Source organism: Aurantimonas aggregata (assembly GCF_010500835.1).
In the GTDB taxonomy this organism is placed as follows: domain Bacteria; phylum Pseudomonadota; class Alphaproteobacteria; order Rhizobiales; family Rhizobiaceae; genus Aurantimonas; species Aurantimonas aggregata.
On sequence record NZ_JAAAMJ010000011.1, the window covers coordinates 31,770 to 50,035 of the forward strand.

Below are 18,266 nucleotides of genomic sequence, written 5' to 3' on the forward strand. Positions count from 1 at the left end.
GGCCAACCCCCGCAAGGAGCAACATGCGCGTCGGCTGCCCCCGAGAGATCAAGAATCATGAATACCGCGTCGGCCTGACGCCGTCGGCCGCCCGCGAATATGTCGCGCACGGCCACAGCGTCCTGGTCGAGACCGGCGCCGGCGCCGGCATCGACGCCAGCGATGCCGATTACGAGGCCGCCGGCGCCGAGATCGCCGCCGATGCGGCGACGGTGTTCGCCGGCGCCGACATGATCGTGAAGGTCAAGGAGCCGCAGCCGCACGAATGGGTGCAGCTGCGCGAGGGCCAGATCCTCTACACCTACCTCCATCTGGCCCCGGACCCGGCGCAGACCGAAGGACTGCTCGCCTCCGGCGTCACGGCCATTGCCTACGAGACGGTGACCGACGCGCGCGGCGGCCTGCCACTGCTCGCGCCGATGTCGGAGGTTGCCGGACGGCTGTCGATCCAGGCGGCAGCGCGGGCCCTCGAAAAGGCGCAGGGCGGTCGTGGCGTGCTGCTCGGCGGCGTGCCGGGCGTTGCCTCCGGCAAGGTGGTGATCATCGGCGGCGGCGTCGTCGGCAAGGAAGCGGCGAAGATGGCGATCGGCCTCGGCGCCACGGTCACCATTCTCGACCGGTCGATCCCGCGGCTGCGCGAGCTCGACGACCTCTTCGCTGGCCGCGTCCATACAAGATACTCGACCAAGACCGCCATCGAGGAGGAGGTCTTCGCCGCCGACGCCATCATCGGCGCGGTGCTGATCCCCGGCGCCTCGGCCCCGCAGCTGGTGACCCGGCAGATGCTGTCCGGCATGAGGAAAGGCGCGGTGCTCGTCGACGTCGCCATCGACCAGGGCGGCTGCTTCGAGACCTCGCACCCGACCACCCACGCCGAGCCGACCTTCGAGGTCGACGGCGTCGTACATTACTGCGTCGCCAACATGCCGGGCGCCGTGCCCATCACCTCGGCGCACGCGCTGAACAATGCGACCCTGCCCTTCGGCCTGGCGCTGGCCGACAATGGGCTGGCGGCGCTGCTTGCGGACCCGCATCTGCTGCAGGGCCTCAACGTCCATCGCGGCCAGATCACCAACCGCGCCGTCGCCGAATCGCTCGGGCGCGACCTCGTCGATCCGGCGCGGGCGATCGCCGCCTGAGGCGGCCTTAACTGGCCAGCATCTGGCGCTGGCGCTCGCGCAGCGAAGCGGCCTTCTCCGGCGTCAGGTCGTCGATACAGGCCGGGCAGGAAACGCCCGGCTCGTATTCCGGCGCCCGCAGGTCTTCCGGCGACAGCGGGTTGCCGCAACCGAAGCAGGCCGTCCAGCCGGTCGGCGCGAGGCCATGCCCGACCGCGACACGGCCGTCGAAGACGTAGCATTCGCCCTGCCAGCGGCTGTCTGCCTCGGGCACGTCCTCCAGATATTGCAGGATGCCGCCCTTGAGGTGGAAGACCTCGGGAAAGCCCTTGGCGCGCATGAAGGCCGAGGCCTTCTCGCAGCGAATGCCGCCGGTGCAGAACATCGCCACCTTGGTGTGGAGCGCCGGGTCGAGCGCGCTTTCCACGAAGGCCTTGAAGTCGGTGAAATTGTCGAGGCCGGGATCGACGGCGCCGGCAAAGGTCCCGACCTTGGTCTCGTAGCGGTTGCGGGTGTCGAGCAGTAGCACGTCGGGATCGGCCAAGAGGGCGTTCCAGTCGGCCGGCTCCACATAGGTGCCGGCGAGGACCGCGGGATCGGCTTCCGGCGCGCGCATGGTGATGATCTCCGGGCGGATCCGGATCTTCAGTCGCGCGAAAGGCCATTCCTCCGCCTGCGACAGCTTCACTTCACCCGAGCGGACGCCGCAGCGCTCGTCGAGATCACCCAGCATCGCCTCGATGCCGTCGGCGGGACCGGCAAGCGTGCCGTTGATGCCCTCCGAAGCGATCAGGATCGTGCCGCGCAGGCCGTTTTCGACACAGGCTGCCTGCAGCGCCGGCTGCAGCGAGGGCAGGTCGTCGAGGGGAACGAACCGGTAGAAGGTGGCGACGGTGAGAGTCATTGCGCCGTCATAGCCGCCCGGCCCCCGTCTGTTCAACGCAAACGGCACTGCCCACGGGAAATTGCACCGGCGGCGGTGACCGGCGCGCCGGAGATGCTAAGAGAGGAATACTGTCCCTGCCCTCTTCCCGGAGCCCCCGCGTGATCGACCGCGCCATCGGTACTGTGCTGATCGTCACGGCGATCGCCGTCGTCCTGCGCGAGTGGATCGGCAGCGAGACGGCGTCGCTCGTCGCCTCGGCGGGTCTGGTCGCCTTCCTGGTGCTGGCCACCCCGCGGGCGCACTGGTCGCGCCAGGGCTTCGTCGCCGTCGGGCTGATCCTGGTCGCGGCGGTGGTCGCGCTGCGCCCCGACTGGCAGGCGGTGTCGCTGCGCGGACTGGAACAGGGGGCGTTCATCGCCGCCTTCTTCATCGCGCTCGCCTCGCTGCGCAACCCGGCGTCCGCCTCCCCGGCGATCGAGCGCTGCGGCCAGTATCTGGCGAGCCAGCCGCCCGGCAAGCGCTATCTGTCGCTGACGATGGGCGGCCATCTCTTCGCGCTCATCCTCAGCTACGGATCGATCTCGCTGCTGGGCGGCCTCACGGAGAGCATCGCCAGCCGCGAGGCCAATGCCGAGCTCCGCGAAATCCGCAACCGCCGCATGCTGCTGGCGATCCAGCGCGGCTTCGTCGCCTCCCTCACCTGGTCACCCTTGGCCTTCGCCATGGCCATCTCGACCTCGGTGGTTCCCGGCGCGACATGGAGCGGCGCGGCGCCGATCGCGATCGTCAACGCCGTGCTGATCACCTTCGTCGGCTGGGCGCTGGACACGATCTTCAAGCCGAAGCTGACGCAGCCAGCCCCGGCGCGGCGCCCGATGGGCAGCTGGCGGGACCTGCGCCCGCTCCTCATGCTGCTGCTGCTGCTGTTCGCGGGCGTACTGATCCTCGAGGTGATGACGGGCCTGAGGGTCATCGCGGTGGTGATGCTGCTGGTCCCGGTGATCGCCGTCGCCTGGATCCTCATCCAGACCCATGCTGAGCCCGCGGCGACCGGTCAGCGGCTTGCCCGGATCGCCTTCGTCGACGTGCCGTCCTACCACTCGGAACTCGTGCTCCTGGTGATGGCCGGGATCATCGGCACGGTCGGCGGGGCGCTGCTCGAGCCGATCTTCGCCGGGCAGTCGCTGGGGCTTTCAACGCTGCCCGCCTGGGCGATCCTGGTCATGCTGGTCTGGCTGATCCCGCTGCTCGGCCAGCTCGGCATGAACCCGATCCTGTCGGTGTCGCTGCTCGCGCCGTTGCTACCCGATCCGGCCGCCATGGGCGTTTCGGCGAACGTCGTCGTCGTGGCGCTGACGGCCGGCTGGGCACTGGCCGGCGCGACGTCGCCGTTCACGGCGACCACGCTGCTGGTCGGCCGGCTCGGTCACACCAGCGCCTGGCGCGTCGGCGTGGTGTGGAACCGGTCCTTCACCCTCGTGGCCGGATTGGCCCTTTCCGCCTCCGTCGCCGTCGCCGCATTGCTGTAACGGCCTTGGCAGAGAGCCTCGCCCGATGCCCGTCGTCAGCGTGACATCAGCACCGGCACGGTCATGTGTTCCAGAATGTGCCGCGTGACACCGCCGAACAGCAGCTCGCGAAAGCGGGAGTGGCCGTAACAGCCCATCACCAAGAGGTCGGCGCCCCAATCGGAGATGTCGTTGAGCAGCACGTCGCCCGCGGCCACGTCGCCGCTCTTCGTGCGTGCCGCCTCGATTTGGATCCCATGTCGCGCCAGGGCGACGGCCAGGTCATTGGCGGGGGCAGGACCCGACGACGCGCCGCGCGGCGCGTCGATCATCAGGACGCGCACCTGGCGCGCTGCCTGCAGCAGCGGAGCGGCATCGAACGCCGCACGCGCTGCCTCCCGGCCGCCATTCCACGCGATGAGCACACGGTCGCCGAGCTGCTCGAACGTGCCGGCATAGGGAACGAAGAGGATCGGGCGACCCGAATCGAGCAGGATTTCGGTCAGCAGATCCCCGCCCCGCCATGCACCACCCTCGGGCTGGCCGGTGACGACCAGATCGGCACAACGCACATGGCGGGTGACGGCAGCTTCATAGCCGGGCCCCTGTGCCGGCTCGAGCCGCCATTCCGTGGCGAGACCGCTGGCGTCGGCGAGGCCGCGGAAGGTCGCTTCGTTCGCTGCGGCATCGGCCTCGATCTGCTTCTGCGCCTGCTGGATGTAATCGAGGGAGACCTCCGTCGGAACGCCGACGAAGACGTCCGGCGTGACGTAGAGGCCGACGAGATGGGCCTCGTGCCGCTCCGCCAGCGCCAGCGCCATCGCCGTCAGTGCGGCTGTGCGGCGCGGATCCTTCAGGCAAACCACTATCGTCTTGTACATCGACCCTCACTCCCCGTCGTTCGGGACGCTGCCTCGGATGCCCCGTCGAAGGCACATTGAGGTTCCCGGCCAGGCCACACCTTGACCTGCGTCAAGAACGAAGCGGTCACCGGCCTTTACGCGACGCGAGCCTTGATCCGGCCGCGCAATGCTGGTTCTTGAGCCCGATCCCATCGGGCTGATCCCTGCCCTCCCATCCTGGCAATGCCGCATGTCGACAATCGACCATCTCGCCACCAACGACCGGGTGATCGGCGCGGCCGCGGGCGTGCGCACCGAGGGTGTGACGGCCTATCTGCTTGCCCTGGCGGCGGCTGCCGTCTGGCTTGCCATCGGCATCACCCTTGCCGGTCCCGGCCACGGTCAGCCGGGGCTGTATCTCGCTGTTCCGATCGTCCTCGCCGTGGCGATCTCCGGCGGCGCCGGACCGGCCATTCTTGCTCTAGGCCTATGCCTCATCGGCGCGCTGGCATTCCCGGACATCGCGGCGGGCGGGGCATGGAGCACCGCGGCCCTTGCGGCAACCGGCCTCGTCATGGTCGCAGCGGGCGCCCTCTTCCGTCACAGCGTCGACGTCGCCGATCGAGCCAGCCGGGCGCTCGGTGCCAGCGAGATGCATATCGGCTCGATCCTCGACACGGTGCTGGACGCCACCGTGGTGATCGAGACCAACGGCAACATCGTCTCCTTCAATGCCGCCGCGAAGCGGCAGTTCGGCTACGGCGAGGACGAGGTGATCGGCACGAACGTCCGCATCCTGATGCCGGAGCCCTATCACCGCGAACATGACGGCTACATGCAACGCTACATGGAAACCGGCGAGAAGCGCATCATTGGCGTCGACCGCGTGGTCTTCGGGCGGCGCAAGGACGGCTCCACCTTCCCGATGAAGCTCGCCGTCGGCGAGTTCAGGGTCGGCAACCGGACGCTCTTTACCGGCTTCGTCCGCGACCTCACCGAGCGCGAGGAATCGGCGGCGCGCCTCAACGAAATCGAGGGAGAACTGGCGCGGCTCGCCCGGCTCAACGAGCTCGGCGAAATGGCGTCGACCCTCGCGCACGAGCTCAACCAGCCGCTGTCGGCGATCGCGAATTACGCGCAAGGCTGCGTGCGGCTGCTGCGCGACATGGACGACAGCCTCGCCTCGCGGATGCGCGAGGCGCTGGAGGAGACCGCGCAGCAATCGCTGCGGGCCGGCCAGATCATCCGGCATCTGCGCGAGTTCGTGACGCGCGGCGAGAGCCAGAAGCTGCCGGAGGACATTCGCAGCCTCATCGAGGAGGCCGGAACACTGGCGCTCGTCGGCTCGCGCGAGCGCGGGATCCGATCGGATTTCGAATTCGCGCAGGGGCCGGCCAAAGTGTTGGTCGACCGGGTGCAGATTCAGCAGGTGCTGATCAACCTCATGCGCAACGCCATGGAAGCGATGCGCGACAGCCAGCGACGCGAACTTCTGGTAAGAACCGTGTTCAACGGACAGGGCGATGTCATCGTCGAAGTGTCGGACACCGGGCCCGGCATATCCGACGAGGTCGCTGCCCAATTGTTCCGCCCCTTCGTCACCACGAAGCCGGGCGGCATGGGGATCGGCCTGTCGATCTCCAAGCGGATCGTGGAAGCCCATGGCGGCACGATATCGATCAGCCGGAATCGGCATGGCGGGGCGACGTTCCGCTTTTCGCTGCCGGCCCTGAAAGGCGAGGATATCCATGGAGAGCGGTAGCTACACCGTCCATATCGTCGACGACGAGGAGGCGGTCCGCAAGTCGCTGGCGTTCCTCCTGACCATGTGCGGCTTCACCGTCCGCGTGCATGCTTCCGCGACGTCCTTCCTGACCATCGCGCCGACGCTCGAGAAGGGCTGCCTCGTCACCGATCTGCGGATGCCGGACATGAACGGGGTGGAGCTGCTGCGGCGGCTGGACGAGGCGCAGGCGCTGATGCCCGCGATCGTCGTCACCGGCCACGGCGACGTGCCGATGGCGGTGGAGGCGATGAAGGCCGGCGCTCTCGACTTCATCGAGAAACCGTTCGAGGACGAGGTGCTGGTCGCCGCGGTGCGCAAGGCCGCCGTGGAACTGCTGGCACGCCCCGACAAGGCGCATTCGGTCCCGGCGATCCATGCACGGCTGGACCAACTCACCGACCGCGAGCGCCAGGTCCTGTCCGGCGTCGTCGCGGGACTTCCCAACAAGACCATCGCCTTCGATCTCGACATCAGCCCCCGAACGGTCGAGGTGCACCGCGCCAACATCATGTCCAAGATGCAGGCGGGCAGCCTCGCCGAACTGGTCCGGATGGCGCTGCTCGCCGAACTGGAACCACAAGGCGCCGCAACGCGATCGCCGCGCATTTGATCTGCCGCAAAGCCTGGCGGTGCCGCGATGGCGTAACGGACGGGTTGCCGGATATTCCGTCCGGCCCTTGAGGCGCTCGCGCAGAGCATCGTTATTGGCATCGATGGGCGTGATTTTCGTAATTGCCGCAGACAGCGCCCTCCGGCGATCGCTCAAGTTCGCGCTCGAGGCCGAACACCTGACCGTCCACGCGTATGACGGGCTCGAGTCGGCTCGGCGCTCGCGCCTCCTCGATCAGGCCAGCTGCGCGGTCGTCGACGAGGACGTCCTCGATGGTCGCGGCGCCGCGACGGCGGCGTTGAAGCGTTTCGCCAGGCCGGTCATCCTCTTGGTCGACCGGCCGCCGGGATGCGCTGGCCATGACGAGTTGGCGATCCTCGTCAAGCCGCTGCAGTGGGACGCGCTGATCCGGACGGTGCAGGCGATGACGCGGGACACGATGCCGCCGGGACCTGCCGGCGTGGTTGCCGACCAGCCTGACGATGGCAGCGGCAGGCCCCTGCCGGCGGCGACTACGTAGTTTCCCGCACGGATATAACCGAATACCGGCCGAGGTCCGACTCCGTCATTGCTGCTCCATCGGGAAACGTTGGAGAACAGCCATGCTCGCCCACAGCACCGTCCATTCGGCTACGCACTTCCACCCGGCGGTTCCGCCGCGCGACGACGAGCGCATGCCCTCGGTTTTCTCGCCGACGCAGATGCAGCCTCTGAGCTTCTATCTCGCCGGCGCCGAGATCTACGCCGATGGCGGGCGGGCCGAGGCGATCTACCAGGTCGAGTTCGGAGCGATCCGCATCTATCGGCTGCTCTCCGATGGCCGGCGGCAGATCAGCGCCTTCCATCTCGCCGGCGAGATCTTCGGCTTCGAGGCCGATCACGCGCATCATTTCTTCGCCGAGGCGATCACGTCGACTTCGCTCCGCCGGTTCCGCCTTTCTCCTGGCGCCGACATCTCCCGCGACCTGCTGCCGCTCGCCCTGCGCAGCCTGATGCGGGCGCAGGATCATCTGCTGGTGCTCGGCCGGCACACCGCGATCGAGCGGGTCGCGGCCTTCCTCATCGACATGGCCGAACGCCAGGGCGGATCCGGCCACGTCGACCTGCCGATGTCGCGGATGGATATCGGCGACTATCTCGGCCTCACCATCGAGACCGTCTCGCGGGTGTTCTCGCGGCTCAAGGCAGGCAAGGTCATCAAGCTGACCAATTCCCGCAGTGTCGAGATCCTGAAATGGGACGCGCTGCGCCAGATGGGCGAATGAGCATGATCGGGCGATACCGCCTTCTGCCGCTGGCCTTCGGGGCGGCGATCCTGGCCACCAGCGCGGCGGCGCAGGACACTGCCGTCATCGCCGAAGGCCGGGCGGTGCTGGAAGAGCGTTGCAGCCGCTGCCATGCCATCGATCGGACGGGCGAGAGCCCGCATGCCGAGGCGCCGGCCTTCCGGACGCTGTCGGAGCGCTACCCGGTTTCCGCGCTTCAGGAAGCGCTGGCGGAGGGCATCGTGACCGGTCATCCCGACATGCCGGAATTCGTCGCCGAGCCTGTGCAGATCGCCGCGATCATCGCCTATCTCGAGAGCATCCAGACCCACTGAGCCCGTGCTGCTACAGGCAGAGCGACAGGCCGAGAATCGGGGCGTAGTTGATGACCGTCGCGACCGCGGCGACGATCGTCGCCACCAGCACGTTGCCCACGAAGAACGTATCGACTTCGGCCGTCTCGGCGTCGCTCTCCGCCGCCTGCTTGTGCCGGTAAGTCCACCGCAGCAGGCCGGCGATTAGCGCGAGGTGGAACAGCCAGAGGCCGATCAGGATGGCCCGCAACAGGCTGATCGGGCCGAGGGCCACGTCTTGCCATCCCAGTTCGCAGCCGACCGACAGTCCGGCGTAGAGGATCAGGAAGGCCGAGCCCCAGATCACCATCCCGGCGATCAGCAGCAGCAGGCTGGAGCCCGTGCTCCGGGCGGTCATGGCTGGGTATCCCGGAAGGTGACGAGCAGCGGCAGCAGATAAACCAGCGCCACCGCCGCGAGGCCAGTGAGCGCCGTGTAGTCGTGCCAGAGGCAGGCGGTGCGTAGATCGCCGCTGCGCCGCGACGAGACGTAGCCCGCGCGGCTGCGATAGAGCGTGAACAACGCCAGGACGAGCCCGATCCCGGCGTGCAGCGCGACATAGCCGACCAGCGCCGCCGTGACCGCGAGATAGGCGTGCGAGGTCGGCGCCGGAATGTCTGCGATACAGATCCAGACGGCGAGTCCGGCGGCTACCGCATGGCCGAGAGCCGCGAGGATCAGACCGAGATCGTTCGCCTCGTCGCGCTTCTTGAGCGGCGCGAGGCCGAGATGGCCGGCGGCGGAAGCGAGCACCAGCGCACCGGCGAGACCCAAGGCCTTCAGCAGCGGCAGTTCGACGAGAGCGGGCGGCGGCCAGCCCGGCGCGACCAGCCACAGGAACAGCGCTCCGAAGGCCAGTGATCCGAACAGCGTGGCATTGGCGACGAGCAGAAACAGCATCGCCCACCAGGAGGCCGGATGCGGCACCTCGGCGTGGATCGGCAGGTCGAGACCGTGCCCGACCGGCAGCGGGCCGCGGTCGACATCGGCGCCGGTCGCCCGCGTCCACAGGAGGAACATCACCAGCACCGCCGGGACGGCGACGAGCGACAACAGATAGACCTTGAACAGCAGCGACAGCACGAACACGCCGATGGCGGCGGCGGTGGCCAGCGGCAGGAAGGTCGGTTGCGGCAGGATCGCGATATGCTGCGGCTTGCCGGTCGCCATGTCGACGACGAGCGTTTCCTGCCAGTCGTTGCGGGTGCCCGCGAGGAATCCCTTTCCGGCGGCGAGTTCCGACCCGAGATCGGGGCGGTCGCGCAGCGGCGAACGGCTCGACACCTCGGGCAGCGAGGCGAAGCCGTAGGACGGCGGCGGCGTCGCCGTCGCCCATTCCAGCGAGCCGGCGTTCCACGGGTTGCGCGCCGCGCGCCGGCCGAAGCGCGCCTGCGCGAACATGTCGACGGCGAAGAGCGCGAAGCCCATCGTCATGACGAAGCCGCCGACCGAGGAGATCAGATTGAGCCCGGTCCAGCCGAATTCAGGCGCGTAGGTGTAGTAGCGCCGCGGCATGCCGAGCAGGCCGGTGAGATGCATGATCAGGAAGGTCGTGTTGAAGCCGATGAAGATCAGCCAGAACGCCACCTTGCCGACCCCGTAGAGCGGCTGTCGCCCGGTGAAATGCGGCAGCCAGTAATAGGCCGCAGCCAGCATCGGGAACACGAAGCCGCCGACCAGCACGTAATGCAGATGCGCCACGACGAAATGCGTGTCGTGCGCCTGCCAGTCGAACGGTACGATGGCGAGCATCACGCCGGTCAGCCCACCGCAGACGAAGACGAAGAAGAAGCCAAGCAGATAGAGCATCGGCACCGACATGCGGGGCCGTCCGGCCATCAGCGTGCCGATCCAGAGGAAGATCTGCACCGCCGTCGGGATAGCGACGAGCACGCTGGCGGCCGAGAAGAAGGCCTGCGCCAGATGCGGGATGCCCACCGTGAACATGTGGTGGACCCATAGCCCGAAGGACAAGAAGCCCATCGCGACCAACGCCACGACGATCCAGGCATAGCCGAGGATGTCGCGCCCGGCGAGCACCGGCAGGATCGTCGAGATGACGCCCGCCGCCGGCAGGAAGATGATGTAGACCTCCGGATGGCCGAACAGCCAGAACAGATGCTGCCAGAGCAGCGGATCGCCGCCCCGCGTCGGGTCGAAGAACGGCAGGTCGAAGGCGCGCTCCAGCTCGAGCAGGATCGAGCCGAGGATCAGCGGCGGAAAGCCGACCAGCATCATCCCGGAGGTCACCAGGATGTACCAGCCGAACAGCGGCATGCGGGCGAGCGACATGCCCGGGGCGCGGAACTTCAGGATCGAGACGGTGAACTCGACCGCCGCAGCGACAGCCGAAATCTCGACGAAGGTGACGCCGAGCAGCCAGACATCGGCGTTGATGCCCGGCGAATAGCGACCCGAGGACAGCGGCGTGTACATGAACCAGCCGCTGTCCGGCGCGTAGCCGGCGATCATCGCGACGATCAGGATCGAGCCGCCGAAGATGTAGCAATAAAAGCCGAAGGCCGAGAGCCGCGGAAAGGCGAGGTCGCGCGCGCCCAGCATCTTCGGCAGGAAGTAGATCGACAATCCCTCGAACAGCGGGATGGCGAACAGGAACATCATCACCGTGCCGTGCATGGTGAAGATCTGGTTGTAGACGTCCGGGCCGACGAAGGCGCTGTTCGGCGTCGCCAGCTGGGCGCGGATCAGCATGGCGAGGACGCCGCCGATCGCGAAGAAGGTGAAGGCGGCGATGATGAAACGCCGGCCGACGATCGTGTGGTTGACGGCGGACAGCCGGCCGAGCCCCGGCGGCGTGCGCCAGATCGCCTCGAGCTCGTGGTGCAGCGTCACCGGTTCGGTCGTCGCGGTGGTGTTGCTCACGGCTGGTCCTGCGTTTCGGGTGAGGGTGTCGCCTGCGCGTCGGCCAGCGCCTGCTCGAAGCCTTCTTCGGGATGGGCGATCACCGAAAAGCCCATCGCGACGTGGCCGGTGCCGCAGAACTCCGCGCAGACCCCGCCAAAGGTGCCGGGCCGGTCCGCGGTCAGGCGGATGACGTTGACATGGCCGGGTATGGCGTCGATCTTGCCGCCCAACCGCGGCACCCAGAAGGAATGGATGACGTCGGTCCCGACGACGCGGATGTCGACCGGCACGCCGGCCGGGATGTGCAGGACCTCGTTCGTCACCGTCTCGGTCAGTCCAGGATAGTGGAACTCCCAGTACCATTGATGCGGCCGCGCCTCGACCGTCACGACGCCCGGCGTCTGCGGGTGCGCGAGCAGCCGCTCGCCGGTCAGGAGGGCAAAGGTCAAGAGGGCGCTGAGGACGATGCTGGGGAAGACCAGGCCGCCCCAGACCAGCCAGCGCTTGGGATCGACGTCTCGGCCGATGCCCGGGCGCAGGAAGGCGATGGTCAGGAGGACCATGACCAGGATGAAGATCGCCGTCCCGCCGGCGGCCATCACCCACCAAAGTGTCGCAGTCGATCGCGCCGCCGGACCGGCCGGATCGAGCGCCGAGAGGTTGCCAGCGCAGCCGGAGAGCCCAATTGGCACGACAAGGGCGGCAAGACGCGCCGACCGCCATCCCGACAAAGCGCGCGGAGACGACCCATGAGCAAGACCGAATCGCCCGTCAGCCCGGTGATGAAGCAGATCAGCGAGATGGACACGAGTTCGGCCGTGGCCGTCGCGGGTCACCCGATCCACGCCATGAGCGTCCATTTCCCGATCGCCCTCGTCATCGCGACGCTCGGTTGCGACGTCTTCTACTGGTGGTCGGGCGACGAGTTCTGGCTGCGGGCAAGCGTCTGGTCGGCGGGTTTCGCCTTCTGCCTCGGCGTCGCGGCGGGTATGGCAGGCACGGCCGAACTGCTGCTGGTACGCGGCATTCGCAAGCGCGCGGCCAGCTGGACCCACGCCATCGCGGCGATGATGCTGCTGTCCATCGCCGGCATGAACTGGGGCCTGCGCCTCGTCGATCCGGATGCGGTTCTGCCGCTCGGGCTGGCGCTGTCGGCGCTGGCCAGCGTGTTCACGGGTCTGGCAGGCTGGCATGGGGGCAAGCTGATCCTTCATCATGGCGTCGGGATCATGGTGTCAGACCAGGAATGACATCGGCAGCGAGCCGGCGAAGACCACCCGGCTCCTGGAACACCGATGGCAGGAAGTCGGTCGAGATGTCCGGCTTGGCAAGCACCACCCACAGGATCGCCGAGATCGTGAGGCTGATCGTCACGACCCCCGATATCGCGCGCCAGGGGCGGAAATCCTTGCCCGACTTGAAGACGGACAGGACGAGCAGGCCCAGCCAGACGTGCAGGAAGACGAGAAAGCCGACGCAGACCAGCTTGATCGCCAGCCAGACCGTGAAGATCTCGCGCACCAGGATGAGCGCGGTGCCGGAGCCGATGGCGATGAAGGCGGCAGGCGAGACCAGCGCAATATAGGCGAAGCGGGTAAACCGGTGCAGCCGGTCCACTTCCGCGCCGCGGTCCCCGGCGGCTTCCCGCTGGGTCAGAAGGATCGGCAGCGTCAGCAGCCCGCCGCACCAGATCACCAGCGCCGCGATGTGAAGGCTCTTCAGCCAGACGATGGTCAAACTGCCTGTTCCTTCTGCCCAAACCCGTCACGGATCAGGCCGTCGAGCGCCAGCAATGCCGCCACAAGATACGGCACGATGGCCGGCACCCACATGATCAGCCCGGCGAGTTGCTGGTCGTCCAGCGCCGACAGGCCGTAGGGCGTCGTCGTCAGGAAATGCGGCGCATAAAGCGGCTCCGGCGCGAAGGTGATGAGGGCGCCAAGAAGGCCCATCTGCACGATCAGCGTCAGATGCGCCAACAGCACGCGCCCGACCGGTGCCGCCGGCGCGGTGAGCTCGCGCCAGAGCAGGATGCCCGAGACCAGCAGCGTCATCTCCATCGTCCAGTAGATCGCGTCGCTCGACAGCGCCGCCTCGTAAGGCTGCGGCGCGTGCCAGAACCACACGGCGACGAGATGGACGGCGACGAGCAGCGACAGCAACGCCGTTCCGCCGGCGCGCCGTTTCGGGAAGGCCAGCGCCAGCATCGGCGCCGCGATGGCAATCAGCAGCAGGTGATGGACGACCCGCGCCGAGAACAGCGCCGATGACAGCGCGCAGAGCGGCGAGAGAAACGCCGCGACCAGCATCAGCATCGCGCCGGCGTGCCAGAGGCGCGCCCGACCCTGGCCCTCGCCGCGCAAGGCCCAGAAGCCTGCGCCCGTCGCGAATGCGATCAGGGCGATCAGCACCGGATCGCCGTTCCAGGCGGCAAGAAGCGCACTGGGAGGTGGCGGCGCACCGCAATAGGGATCGAAGGGCGCTGTGAACGGCGTCATGTCGTGGTGTTTCCCTCGGCTCGACGCAAGGACGTAGGCGCCAACCTATGGCCCGAGGCCCACATGACAATACGAAAAAACCTGGCTGGTGCGGTTTTCCGGGCAAGGAATTGCCCCGCCGGCGGGGTGGCCGCGGCCGGTTCGGCCGGTCCTCGCTACGCCGACACCCCAATCCAGGCGAGGTGTGCAGATCCTGCCGTAAAGGAAAGTCGTCTTGACAGGCGTTCCCGCGCCAATATAGATTGAGATATATACTTTACTTCGTCGAATCTGAGTTTCAGACCCTTGGGATAGTCTGACAGGTTTCAGCTTGCGGGCCATGGGCTCGCCTGCGGCGTTCGTGCGAAACAAGCTCGTGATGGGAGGTCGCCATGGCTGAGGTGCATTTCGGTCGCAAGGATGAGCCCGCGACGCCGCTCCGGCAGTCGAACGATTTCATCGCGGTTCGGACCCACCATCCTATCGTCATGAGGCGCCCGCCGGTTCCGGGCCCGCTCGAGCTCGCGCTGCCGGATACCGGCCTGGCGGCGAGTTTTCCCGAGGCGAACGTCGGCATCTATCGGGTACCGGAAGGGACCGCGGCGGCGGTCGCGGATGCCAAGGCGCAACTGCGGGAAATGCCCGATGTCCGCTTTGCCGGGCGGGTGCTGGTGGATGAGGCCGGCACGCCCGTCGCCTATACCGAAAACCTGTTCATCAAGTTCGTCGACCGCATGAGCGAGGCGGATTGCCTCGCCATCCTCGACGAACACGCGGTCACGGTGAAGCACAAGGTCTCCTATGCGCTGAATGCCTGGTTCATTGCGGCCGACGGGCAGGGCCAGAAGGTCTTCGACATCGCCGAGGCGCTGCTCGAACGCAAAGGCGTCGAATATTGCCATCCCGAGATCGTCCGCGAAGGCTCGTCCAAGACGATCTATCCAGAGCAATGGCACCTCGCTGAGACAAAGATCGGCGACACGCCGGTCGTGGCCCATGCCAACGTCGAAGCCGCGCTCGCCGTCGCCACCGGAAAGGGCGTCACCATCGCGGTCCTCGACGACGGCTTCGACATCGACCATCCCGAGTTCGAAGGCAGAATCGTCGAACCGCGCGATGCCATCCTCCGGACCGACGATCCGCGGCCGAAGGATCCCAAACCCCTGGAGCCCGAAAACCACGGTACGGCCTGCGCCGGCGTTGCCTGCGCCGGCGGCGTCCGCGGGGCGTCCGGCGTTGCCCCTGATGCCAATCTCATGCCCATACGCGTTTCAATGACACTCGGAACGGCGGCGGAGGCGGAAGCCTTTCAATGGGCGGCGGATAACGGCGCCGACGTGATCTCCTGCAGCTGGGGACCGCCCGACGGCAACTGGCAGAAGGACAACGATCCCGCCCACCACACGCCTTGGCCGATCCCCGCGAGCACGCGCCTTGCCATCGACTACGCGGCTACGAAGGGTCGTGGCGGGAAGGGCTGCGTCATCGTGTTCTCCGCCGGGAACGGCAACGAGGATGTCGGGCTAGACGGCTATGCCAGCTACGACAAGGTGATTGCGGTCGCCGCCTGCAACGATCGGGGGGTCCGGAGCGGCTACAGCGACCACGGGGACGCGATCTGGTGCACGTTCCCGAGCAACGACGCCCCGCACAATCCGACGGGACGCCCGGCGCCTTTGACGACCGGCATCTGGACGACCGACCGGGTCGGCAGCAGGCGCGGATACAACAGCGGCCACCCGCTCTCGGGGGACGCCGAGGGCTTCTACACCAACAAGTTCGGCGGCACGTCCAGCTCCTGTCCGGGCGTCAGCGGCGTCGTGGCCCTGATGCTGCAGGTCAATCCGAAGCTCACCCGGGACGAAGTAAGGACGATCCTGGCCGAATCCTGCGACCGCATCGACGAGGAGAACGGCGCATATGACGCCCGCGGCTGGAGCCGCTTCTATGGATGGGGCCGGATCAATGCCAAGCGGGCGGTCGACCTGGCTGCCGGCTGGGCCGGCACTGCCTTACGGTCGGCTGCCGAGTGACGGGTGCTCGCGCAGATGCTTGAGCCGCTCGACGTCTGGGCGAATAATGGAGAAAGAGAGCGTCTCGGGAAGTTGCTGGTCGGAGTGGCAGGATTCGAACCTGCGACCCCCTCGTCCCGAACGAGGTGCGCTACCAGGCTGCGCTACACTCCGTGACCTGCGGCGCGGTATATAACCGGGCCACAGGGATGCCGCAAGCGACTTCGTCAAATCTCGTCGGGACCGCCCCGAATGGCGGCGGCGACGGAGAATTTCCGGTTGCCTGCCGATTATCCTTGTAATCGCCGGCGGCGGCGTGCATATAGAGAAGGTCGATAGACGGCCGGACTGGTTGGCCTTGTGCTGTTCGCAGCGCCTTGTTCAAGTATTCGCTCCTGACAGATCGATCTACAACGCTCCGCGACGAATGCGAAGCGGCCTGAATTATATATGAAAGGGTTTCCCATGACGACGGGAACCGTAAAATGGTTTGACTCCCAAAAGGGCTTTGGTTTCATCGCGCCGGATTCCGGCGGCAATGATGCCTTCGTCCACATCAGCGCCGTTGAGCGCGCTGGTCTGAGCGGATTGAAGGATGGCCAGAAGGTCTCCTACGAGCTCGTCTCCGACCGCAAGAGCGGCAAGATGTCTGCCGACAATCTGTCGATCGTCTCTTAAAGTTTGGCGCGCGGCTGAAAAGCCGCGAGCCTGCCGCATCGGCACTGGATCGACCACGGATGTACTGGCGGTCTGATGCATGATGCGTAGCGCGTGATCACCCAAGGGTGGTCCGCCTGGTAAGGCCCTGCTCCCTCTCGGGACGCGGGGCTTTTTGCTGTCTGGGGTCCGAAATGTTCCGGGGTTGGAAGGGCCGACATGGCGCTGCCCCCCTCGTGCGACCCGCCTGGCCTCTCGCGACCAGTCCACGCACCGGCGCGTGTTGACCGCGGGTTTCCCGAATAGTTTCCTATCCCATGGCCACGCCGCCACCAGCTGCTCGCCGCGATCATCTCCCCGGTTCGTGTCGGCGCCGCTGAATTGCGAAGCGACACGAGAGTGCAACAGGCCATCGCTATGGCCGACAGATTGGCATCGCCGCCCGATGGGCCGATTCGGCGGGCGGCACAGGATCGTTGGGACTTTCATGCGTCTGGTAATGATCGGTTCGGGCTATGTCGGCCTCGTCTCCGGGGCCTGCTTCGCCGATTTCGGCCATGAGGTCATCTGCATCGACAAGATCGCCACCAAGATCGAGTCGCTGGAACGAGGCGAGATCCCGATCTTCGAGCCGGGGCTCGGCCCGATGGTCCAGTCGAACCTCGCGGCGGGCCGGCTGCGCTTCACCACCGATTTCACCGGCCCCGTCGCCGAAGCCGATGTCGTCTTCATCGCCGTCGGAACGCCGTCGCGGCGCGGCGACGGCCATGCCGACCTCAGCTACGTCCATGCCGCTGCGCGCGAGATCGCCCGTGCCATGCAGGGTTTCACCGTGGTCGTGACCAAGTCCACCGTGCCGGTCGGCACCGGCGACGAGGTCGAACGCATCATCCGCGAGGAGAACCCGGACGCCGATTTCGCCGTGGTGTCGAACCCCGAATTCCTCCGCGAGGGGGCGGCGATCGCCGACTTCAAGCGGCCCGACCGCATCGTCATTGGCACGGAAGACCCGCGCGCCGAGAAGGTCATGCGCGAGGTCTATCGCCCGCTCTATCTCAACCAGTCGCCGCTGTTCTTCTGCGAGCGCCGGACCTCCGAACTGATCAAATATGCCGGCAACGCGTTCCTGGCGATGAAGATCACCTTCATCAACGAGATCGCCGATCTCTGCGAGCAGGTCGGCGCCGACGTCCAGAAGGTCGCCAAGGGGATCGGTCTCGACCGGCGCATCGGCGACAAGTTCCTGCATGCCGGTCCCGGCTATGGCGGCTCGTGCTTTCCCAAGGACACGGTGGCGCTGGTCAAGACCGCGCAGGATCACGACAGCCCGATGCGGCTCGTCGAGACGACGGTCGCCGTCAACGACACCCGCAAGCGCGCCATGGCGCGCAAGGTGGTCGCGGCCTGCGGCGGCGACGTGCGCGGCAAGACGCTCGCCATTCTCGGCCTGACCTTCAAGCCCAATACCGACGACATGCGCGAGGCCCCTTCCCTCGCCATCATCCAGGCGCTGCAGGACAAGGGCGCGACGATCCGCGCCTACGATCCGGAAGGCGCCGAGGCGGCGCGGGAAATGACCAGCGGCGTCGTCTTCGGCAAGGACCCCTACGAGATTGCTGACGGCGCCGACGCGCTGGTTCTCGTCACCGAATGGGACGAATTCCGCGCCCTCGATTTTGCGCGGCTGCGTGGGCGGATGGCCCAGCCGCTGCTCGTCGACCTGCGCAACGTGTATCCGGCGGAGGAGGTCGAGCGGCACGGCTTCCGCTATGTCGGCGTCGGGCGCAAGCCGATCGACGCCTGATCCCGGCGAGACCTGAGCGGGGCGACCTACCGTTACCCGGCGGGCGCGAAGGCGGCTTGCCAATCGGCCCGATTTGCTGGTTA

Annotated in this window: 18 protein-coding genes and 1 tRNA gene; 11 read left to right on the plus strand and 8 right to left on the minus strand. The window is 67.2% G+C overall.

Annotation, left to right across the window (positions count from 1 at the left end; genetic code table 11):
* Positions 1 to 23 precede the first annotated feature (23 nt).
* Positions 24 to 1,139 carry an alanine dehydrogenase gene (gene ald, locus GTW51_RS14270; RefSeq protein ID WP_163044696.1) on the plus strand — a complete coding sequence of 372 codons (1,116 nt, stop codon included), beginning with the start codon at positions 24 to 26 and terminating at the stop codon, positions 1,137 to 1,139.
* 7 nt (positions 1,140 to 1,146) lie between these two features.
* On the opposite strand, the gene trhO is transcribed toward ald, so the two are convergent.
* Positions 1,147 to 2,022: an oxygen-dependent tRNA uridine(34) hydroxylase TrhO gene (gene trhO / locus GTW51_RS14275; protein ID WP_163044698.1), complete on the minus strand. Its 876-nt coding sequence runs from the start codon at positions 2,020 to 2,022 to the stop codon at positions 1,147 to 1,149.
* A gap of 140 nt (positions 2,023 to 2,162) precedes the next feature.
* Here trhO and GTW51_RS14280 point away from each other — a divergent pair, with 140 nt between their 5' ends.
* Complete coding sequence (locus tag GTW51_RS14280; RefSeq protein WP_343034018.1) at positions 2,163 to 3,533, plus strand: hypothetical protein; 1,371 nt, start codon at positions 2,163 to 2,165, stop codon at positions 3,531 to 3,533.
* Between the two features lie 35 nt (positions 3,534 to 3,568).
* Here GTW51_RS14280 and GTW51_RS14285 read toward each other — a convergent pair whose 3' ends face one another.
* Complete coding sequence (locus GTW51_RS14285; RefSeq protein ID WP_163044700.1) at positions 3,569 to 4,393, minus strand: universal stress protein; 825 nt, start codon at positions 4,391 to 4,393, stop codon at positions 3,569 to 3,571.
* A 211-nt stretch (positions 4,394 to 4,604) separates the two neighbouring features.
* Here GTW51_RS14285 and GTW51_RS14290 point away from each other — a divergent pair, with 211 nt between their 5' ends.
* The 5 genes from GTW51_RS14290 (at position 4,605) to GTW51_RS14310 (ending at position 8,350) form a co-directional block, all read left to right on the plus strand.
* Complete coding sequence (locus GTW51_RS14290; RefSeq protein ID WP_163044702.1) at positions 4,605 to 6,116, plus strand: PAS domain-containing sensor histidine kinase; 1,512 nt, start codon at positions 4,605 to 4,607, stop codon at positions 6,114 to 6,116.
* Positions 6,103 to 6,750, plus strand: coding sequence for a response regulator FixJ (gene fixJ, locus GTW51_RS14295; RefSeq protein ID WP_163044704.1), 648 nt, complete (start codon positions 6,103 to 6,105; stop codon positions 6,748 to 6,750). The genes GTW51_RS14290 and fixJ overlap by 14 nt, the downstream gene beginning before the upstream one ends.
* 103 nt (positions 6,751 to 6,853) lie before the next feature.
* On the plus strand, positions 6,854 to 7,270 hold the full coding sequence (locus GTW51_RS14300; RefSeq protein WP_203566087.1) for a response regulator transcription factor: 417 nt from the start codon (positions 6,854 to 6,856) through the stop codon (positions 7,268 to 7,270).
* Between the two features lie 154 nt (positions 7,271 to 7,424).
* Positions 7,425 to 8,015, plus strand: a complete 591-nt coding sequence (locus GTW51_RS14305) for a helix-turn-helix domain-containing protein (protein WP_246233153.1) — start codon at positions 7,425 to 7,427, stop codon at positions 8,013 to 8,015.
* 2 nt (positions 8,016 to 8,017) lie between these two features.
* Entirely contained in the window at positions 8,018 to 8,350 is a 333-nt protein-coding gene (locus GTW51_RS14310) for a c-type cytochrome (protein ID WP_163044785.1), read from the plus strand.
* A 10-nt stretch (positions 8,351 to 8,360) separates the two neighbouring features.
* Here GTW51_RS14310 and GTW51_RS14315 read toward each other — a convergent pair whose 3' ends face one another.
* The 3 genes from GTW51_RS14315 to coxB are packed head-to-tail and all read right to left on the minus strand — an operon-like array spanning position 8,361 to position 11,925.
* Positions 8,361 to 8,726 (minus strand): hypothetical protein, encoded by a 366-nt coding sequence (locus tag GTW51_RS14315; protein WP_163044710.1) that lies wholly within the window; start codon positions 8,724 to 8,726, stop codon positions 8,361 to 8,363.
* Positions 8,723 to 11,251: a cytochrome c oxidase subunit I gene (gene ctaD, locus GTW51_RS14320; RefSeq protein WP_163044711.1), complete on the minus strand. Its 2,529-nt coding sequence runs from the start codon at positions 11,249 to 11,251 to the stop codon at positions 8,723 to 8,725. Before ctaD ends, GTW51_RS14315 begins: the two co-directional genes overlap by 4 nt.
* Positions 11,248 to 11,925: a cytochrome c oxidase subunit II gene (coxB, locus tag GTW51_RS14325; RefSeq protein WP_343034019.1), complete on the minus strand. Its 678-nt coding sequence runs from the start codon at positions 11,923 to 11,925 to the stop codon at positions 11,248 to 11,250. Before coxB ends, ctaD begins: the two co-directional genes overlap by 4 nt.
* 57 nt (positions 11,926 to 11,982) lie before the next feature.
* Between coxB and GTW51_RS14330 the strand changes: the two genes are divergently transcribed.
* The gene (locus GTW51_RS14330) at positions 11,983 to 12,483 is read left to right on the plus strand and encodes a DUF2231 domain-containing protein (RefSeq protein ID WP_163044713.1); all 501 of its coding nucleotides are present in this window, start codon (positions 11,983 to 11,985) and stop codon (positions 12,481 to 12,483) included.
* Here the strand turns inward: GTW51_RS14330 and GTW51_RS14335 are convergent.
* Together GTW51_RS14335 and GTW51_RS14340 are read right to left on the minus strand one after the other, a co-directional pair.
* Positions 12,461 to 12,970 carry a CopD family protein gene (locus tag GTW51_RS14335; RefSeq protein WP_163044714.1) on the minus strand — a complete coding sequence of 170 codons (510 nt, stop codon included), beginning with the start codon at positions 12,968 to 12,970 and terminating at the stop codon, positions 12,461 to 12,463. The two genes, GTW51_RS14330 and GTW51_RS14335, sit on opposite strands and share 23 nt — an antisense overlap.
* Positions 12,967 to 13,731 (minus strand): cytochrome c oxidase assembly protein, encoded by a 765-nt coding sequence (locus GTW51_RS14340; protein ID WP_163044715.1) that lies wholly within the window; start codon positions 13,729 to 13,731, stop codon positions 12,967 to 12,969. Before GTW51_RS14340 ends, GTW51_RS14335 begins: the two co-directional genes overlap by 4 nt.
* 371 nt (positions 13,732 to 14,102) lie before the next feature.
* On the opposite strand from GTW51_RS14340, the gene GTW51_RS14345 reads away from it, so the two are divergent.
* Entirely contained in the window at positions 14,103 to 15,743 is a 1,641-nt protein-coding gene (locus GTW51_RS14345) for a S8 family peptidase (RefSeq protein WP_203566088.1), read from the plus strand.
* Positions 15,744 to 15,819: 76 nt separating this feature from the next.
* On the opposite strand, the gene GTW51_RS14350 is transcribed toward GTW51_RS14345, so the two are convergent.
* Positions 15,820 to 15,896: transfer RNA gene (locus GTW51_RS14350), tRNA-Pro, on the minus strand.
* 291 nt (positions 15,897 to 16,187) lie between these two features.
* Here GTW51_RS14350 and GTW51_RS14355 point away from each other — a divergent pair.
* A complete protein-coding gene (locus GTW51_RS14355) occupies positions 16,188 to 16,400 on the plus strand; it encodes a cold-shock protein (RefSeq protein WP_163044716.1) in 213 nt (70 codons plus the stop codon).
* Positions 16,401 to 16,866: 466 nt separating this feature from the next.
* Positions 16,867 to 18,183 (plus strand): UDP-glucose dehydrogenase family protein, encoded by a 1,317-nt coding sequence (locus GTW51_RS14360; RefSeq protein WP_163044717.1) that lies wholly within the window; start codon positions 16,867 to 16,869, stop codon positions 18,181 to 18,183.
* Positions 18,184 to 18,266: the final 83 nt, after the last annotated feature.

Excerpts from the sequence above, each read along its gene's own strand:
- ald (WP_163044696.1), top strand. The coding sequence starts at position 24 with ATGCGCGTCGGCTGCCCCCGAGAGATCAAGAATCATGAATACCGCGTC.
- trhO (WP_163044698.1), bottom strand. The coding sequence starts at position 2,022 with ATGACTCTCACCGTCGCCACCTTCTACCGGTTCGTTCCCCTCGACGAC.
- GTW51_RS14285 (WP_163044700.1), bottom strand. The coding sequence starts at position 4,393 with ATGTACAAGACGATAGTGGTTTGCCTGAAGGATCCGCGCCGCACAGCC.
- GTW51_RS14290 (WP_163044702.1), top strand. The coding sequence starts at position 4,605 with ATGTCGACAATCGACCATCTCGCCACCAACGACCGGGTGATCGGCGCG.
- fixJ (WP_163044704.1), top strand. The coding sequence starts at position 6,103 with ATGGAGAGCGGTAGCTACACCGTCCATATCGTCGACGACGAGGAGGCG.
- GTW51_RS14300 (WP_203566087.1), top strand. The coding sequence starts at position 6,854 with ATGGGCGTGATTTTCGTAATTGCCGCAGACAGCGCCCTCCGGCGATCG.
- GTW51_RS14305 (WP_246233153.1), top strand. The coding sequence starts at position 7,425 with ATGCCCTCGGTTTTCTCGCCGACGCAGATGCAGCCTCTGAGCTTCTAT.
- GTW51_RS14310 (WP_163044785.1), top strand. The coding sequence starts at position 8,018 with ATGATCGGGCGATACCGCCTTCTGCCGCTGGCCTTCGGGGCGGCGATC.
- GTW51_RS14315 (WP_163044710.1), bottom strand. The coding sequence starts at position 8,726 with ATGACCGCCCGGAGCACGGGCTCCAGCCTGCTGCTGCTGATCGCCGGG.
- GTW51_RS14330 (WP_163044713.1), top strand. The coding sequence starts at position 11,983 with ATGAGCAAGACCGAATCGCCCGTCAGCCCGGTGATGAAGCAGATCAGC.
- GTW51_RS14340 (WP_163044715.1), bottom strand. The coding sequence starts at position 13,731 with ATGACGCCGTTCACAGCGCCCTTCGATCCCTATTGCGGTGCGCCGCCA.
- GTW51_RS14345 (WP_203566088.1), top strand. The coding sequence starts at position 14,103 with ATGGCTGAGGTGCATTTCGGTCGCAAGGATGAGCCCGCGACGCCGCTC.
- GTW51_RS14355 (WP_163044716.1), top strand. The coding sequence starts at position 16,188 with ATGACGACGGGAACCGTAAAATGGTTTGACTCCCAAAAGGGCTTTGGT.
- GTW51_RS14360 (WP_163044717.1), top strand. The coding sequence starts at position 16,867 with ATGCGTCTGGTAATGATCGGTTCGGGCTATGTCGGCCTCGTCTCCGGG.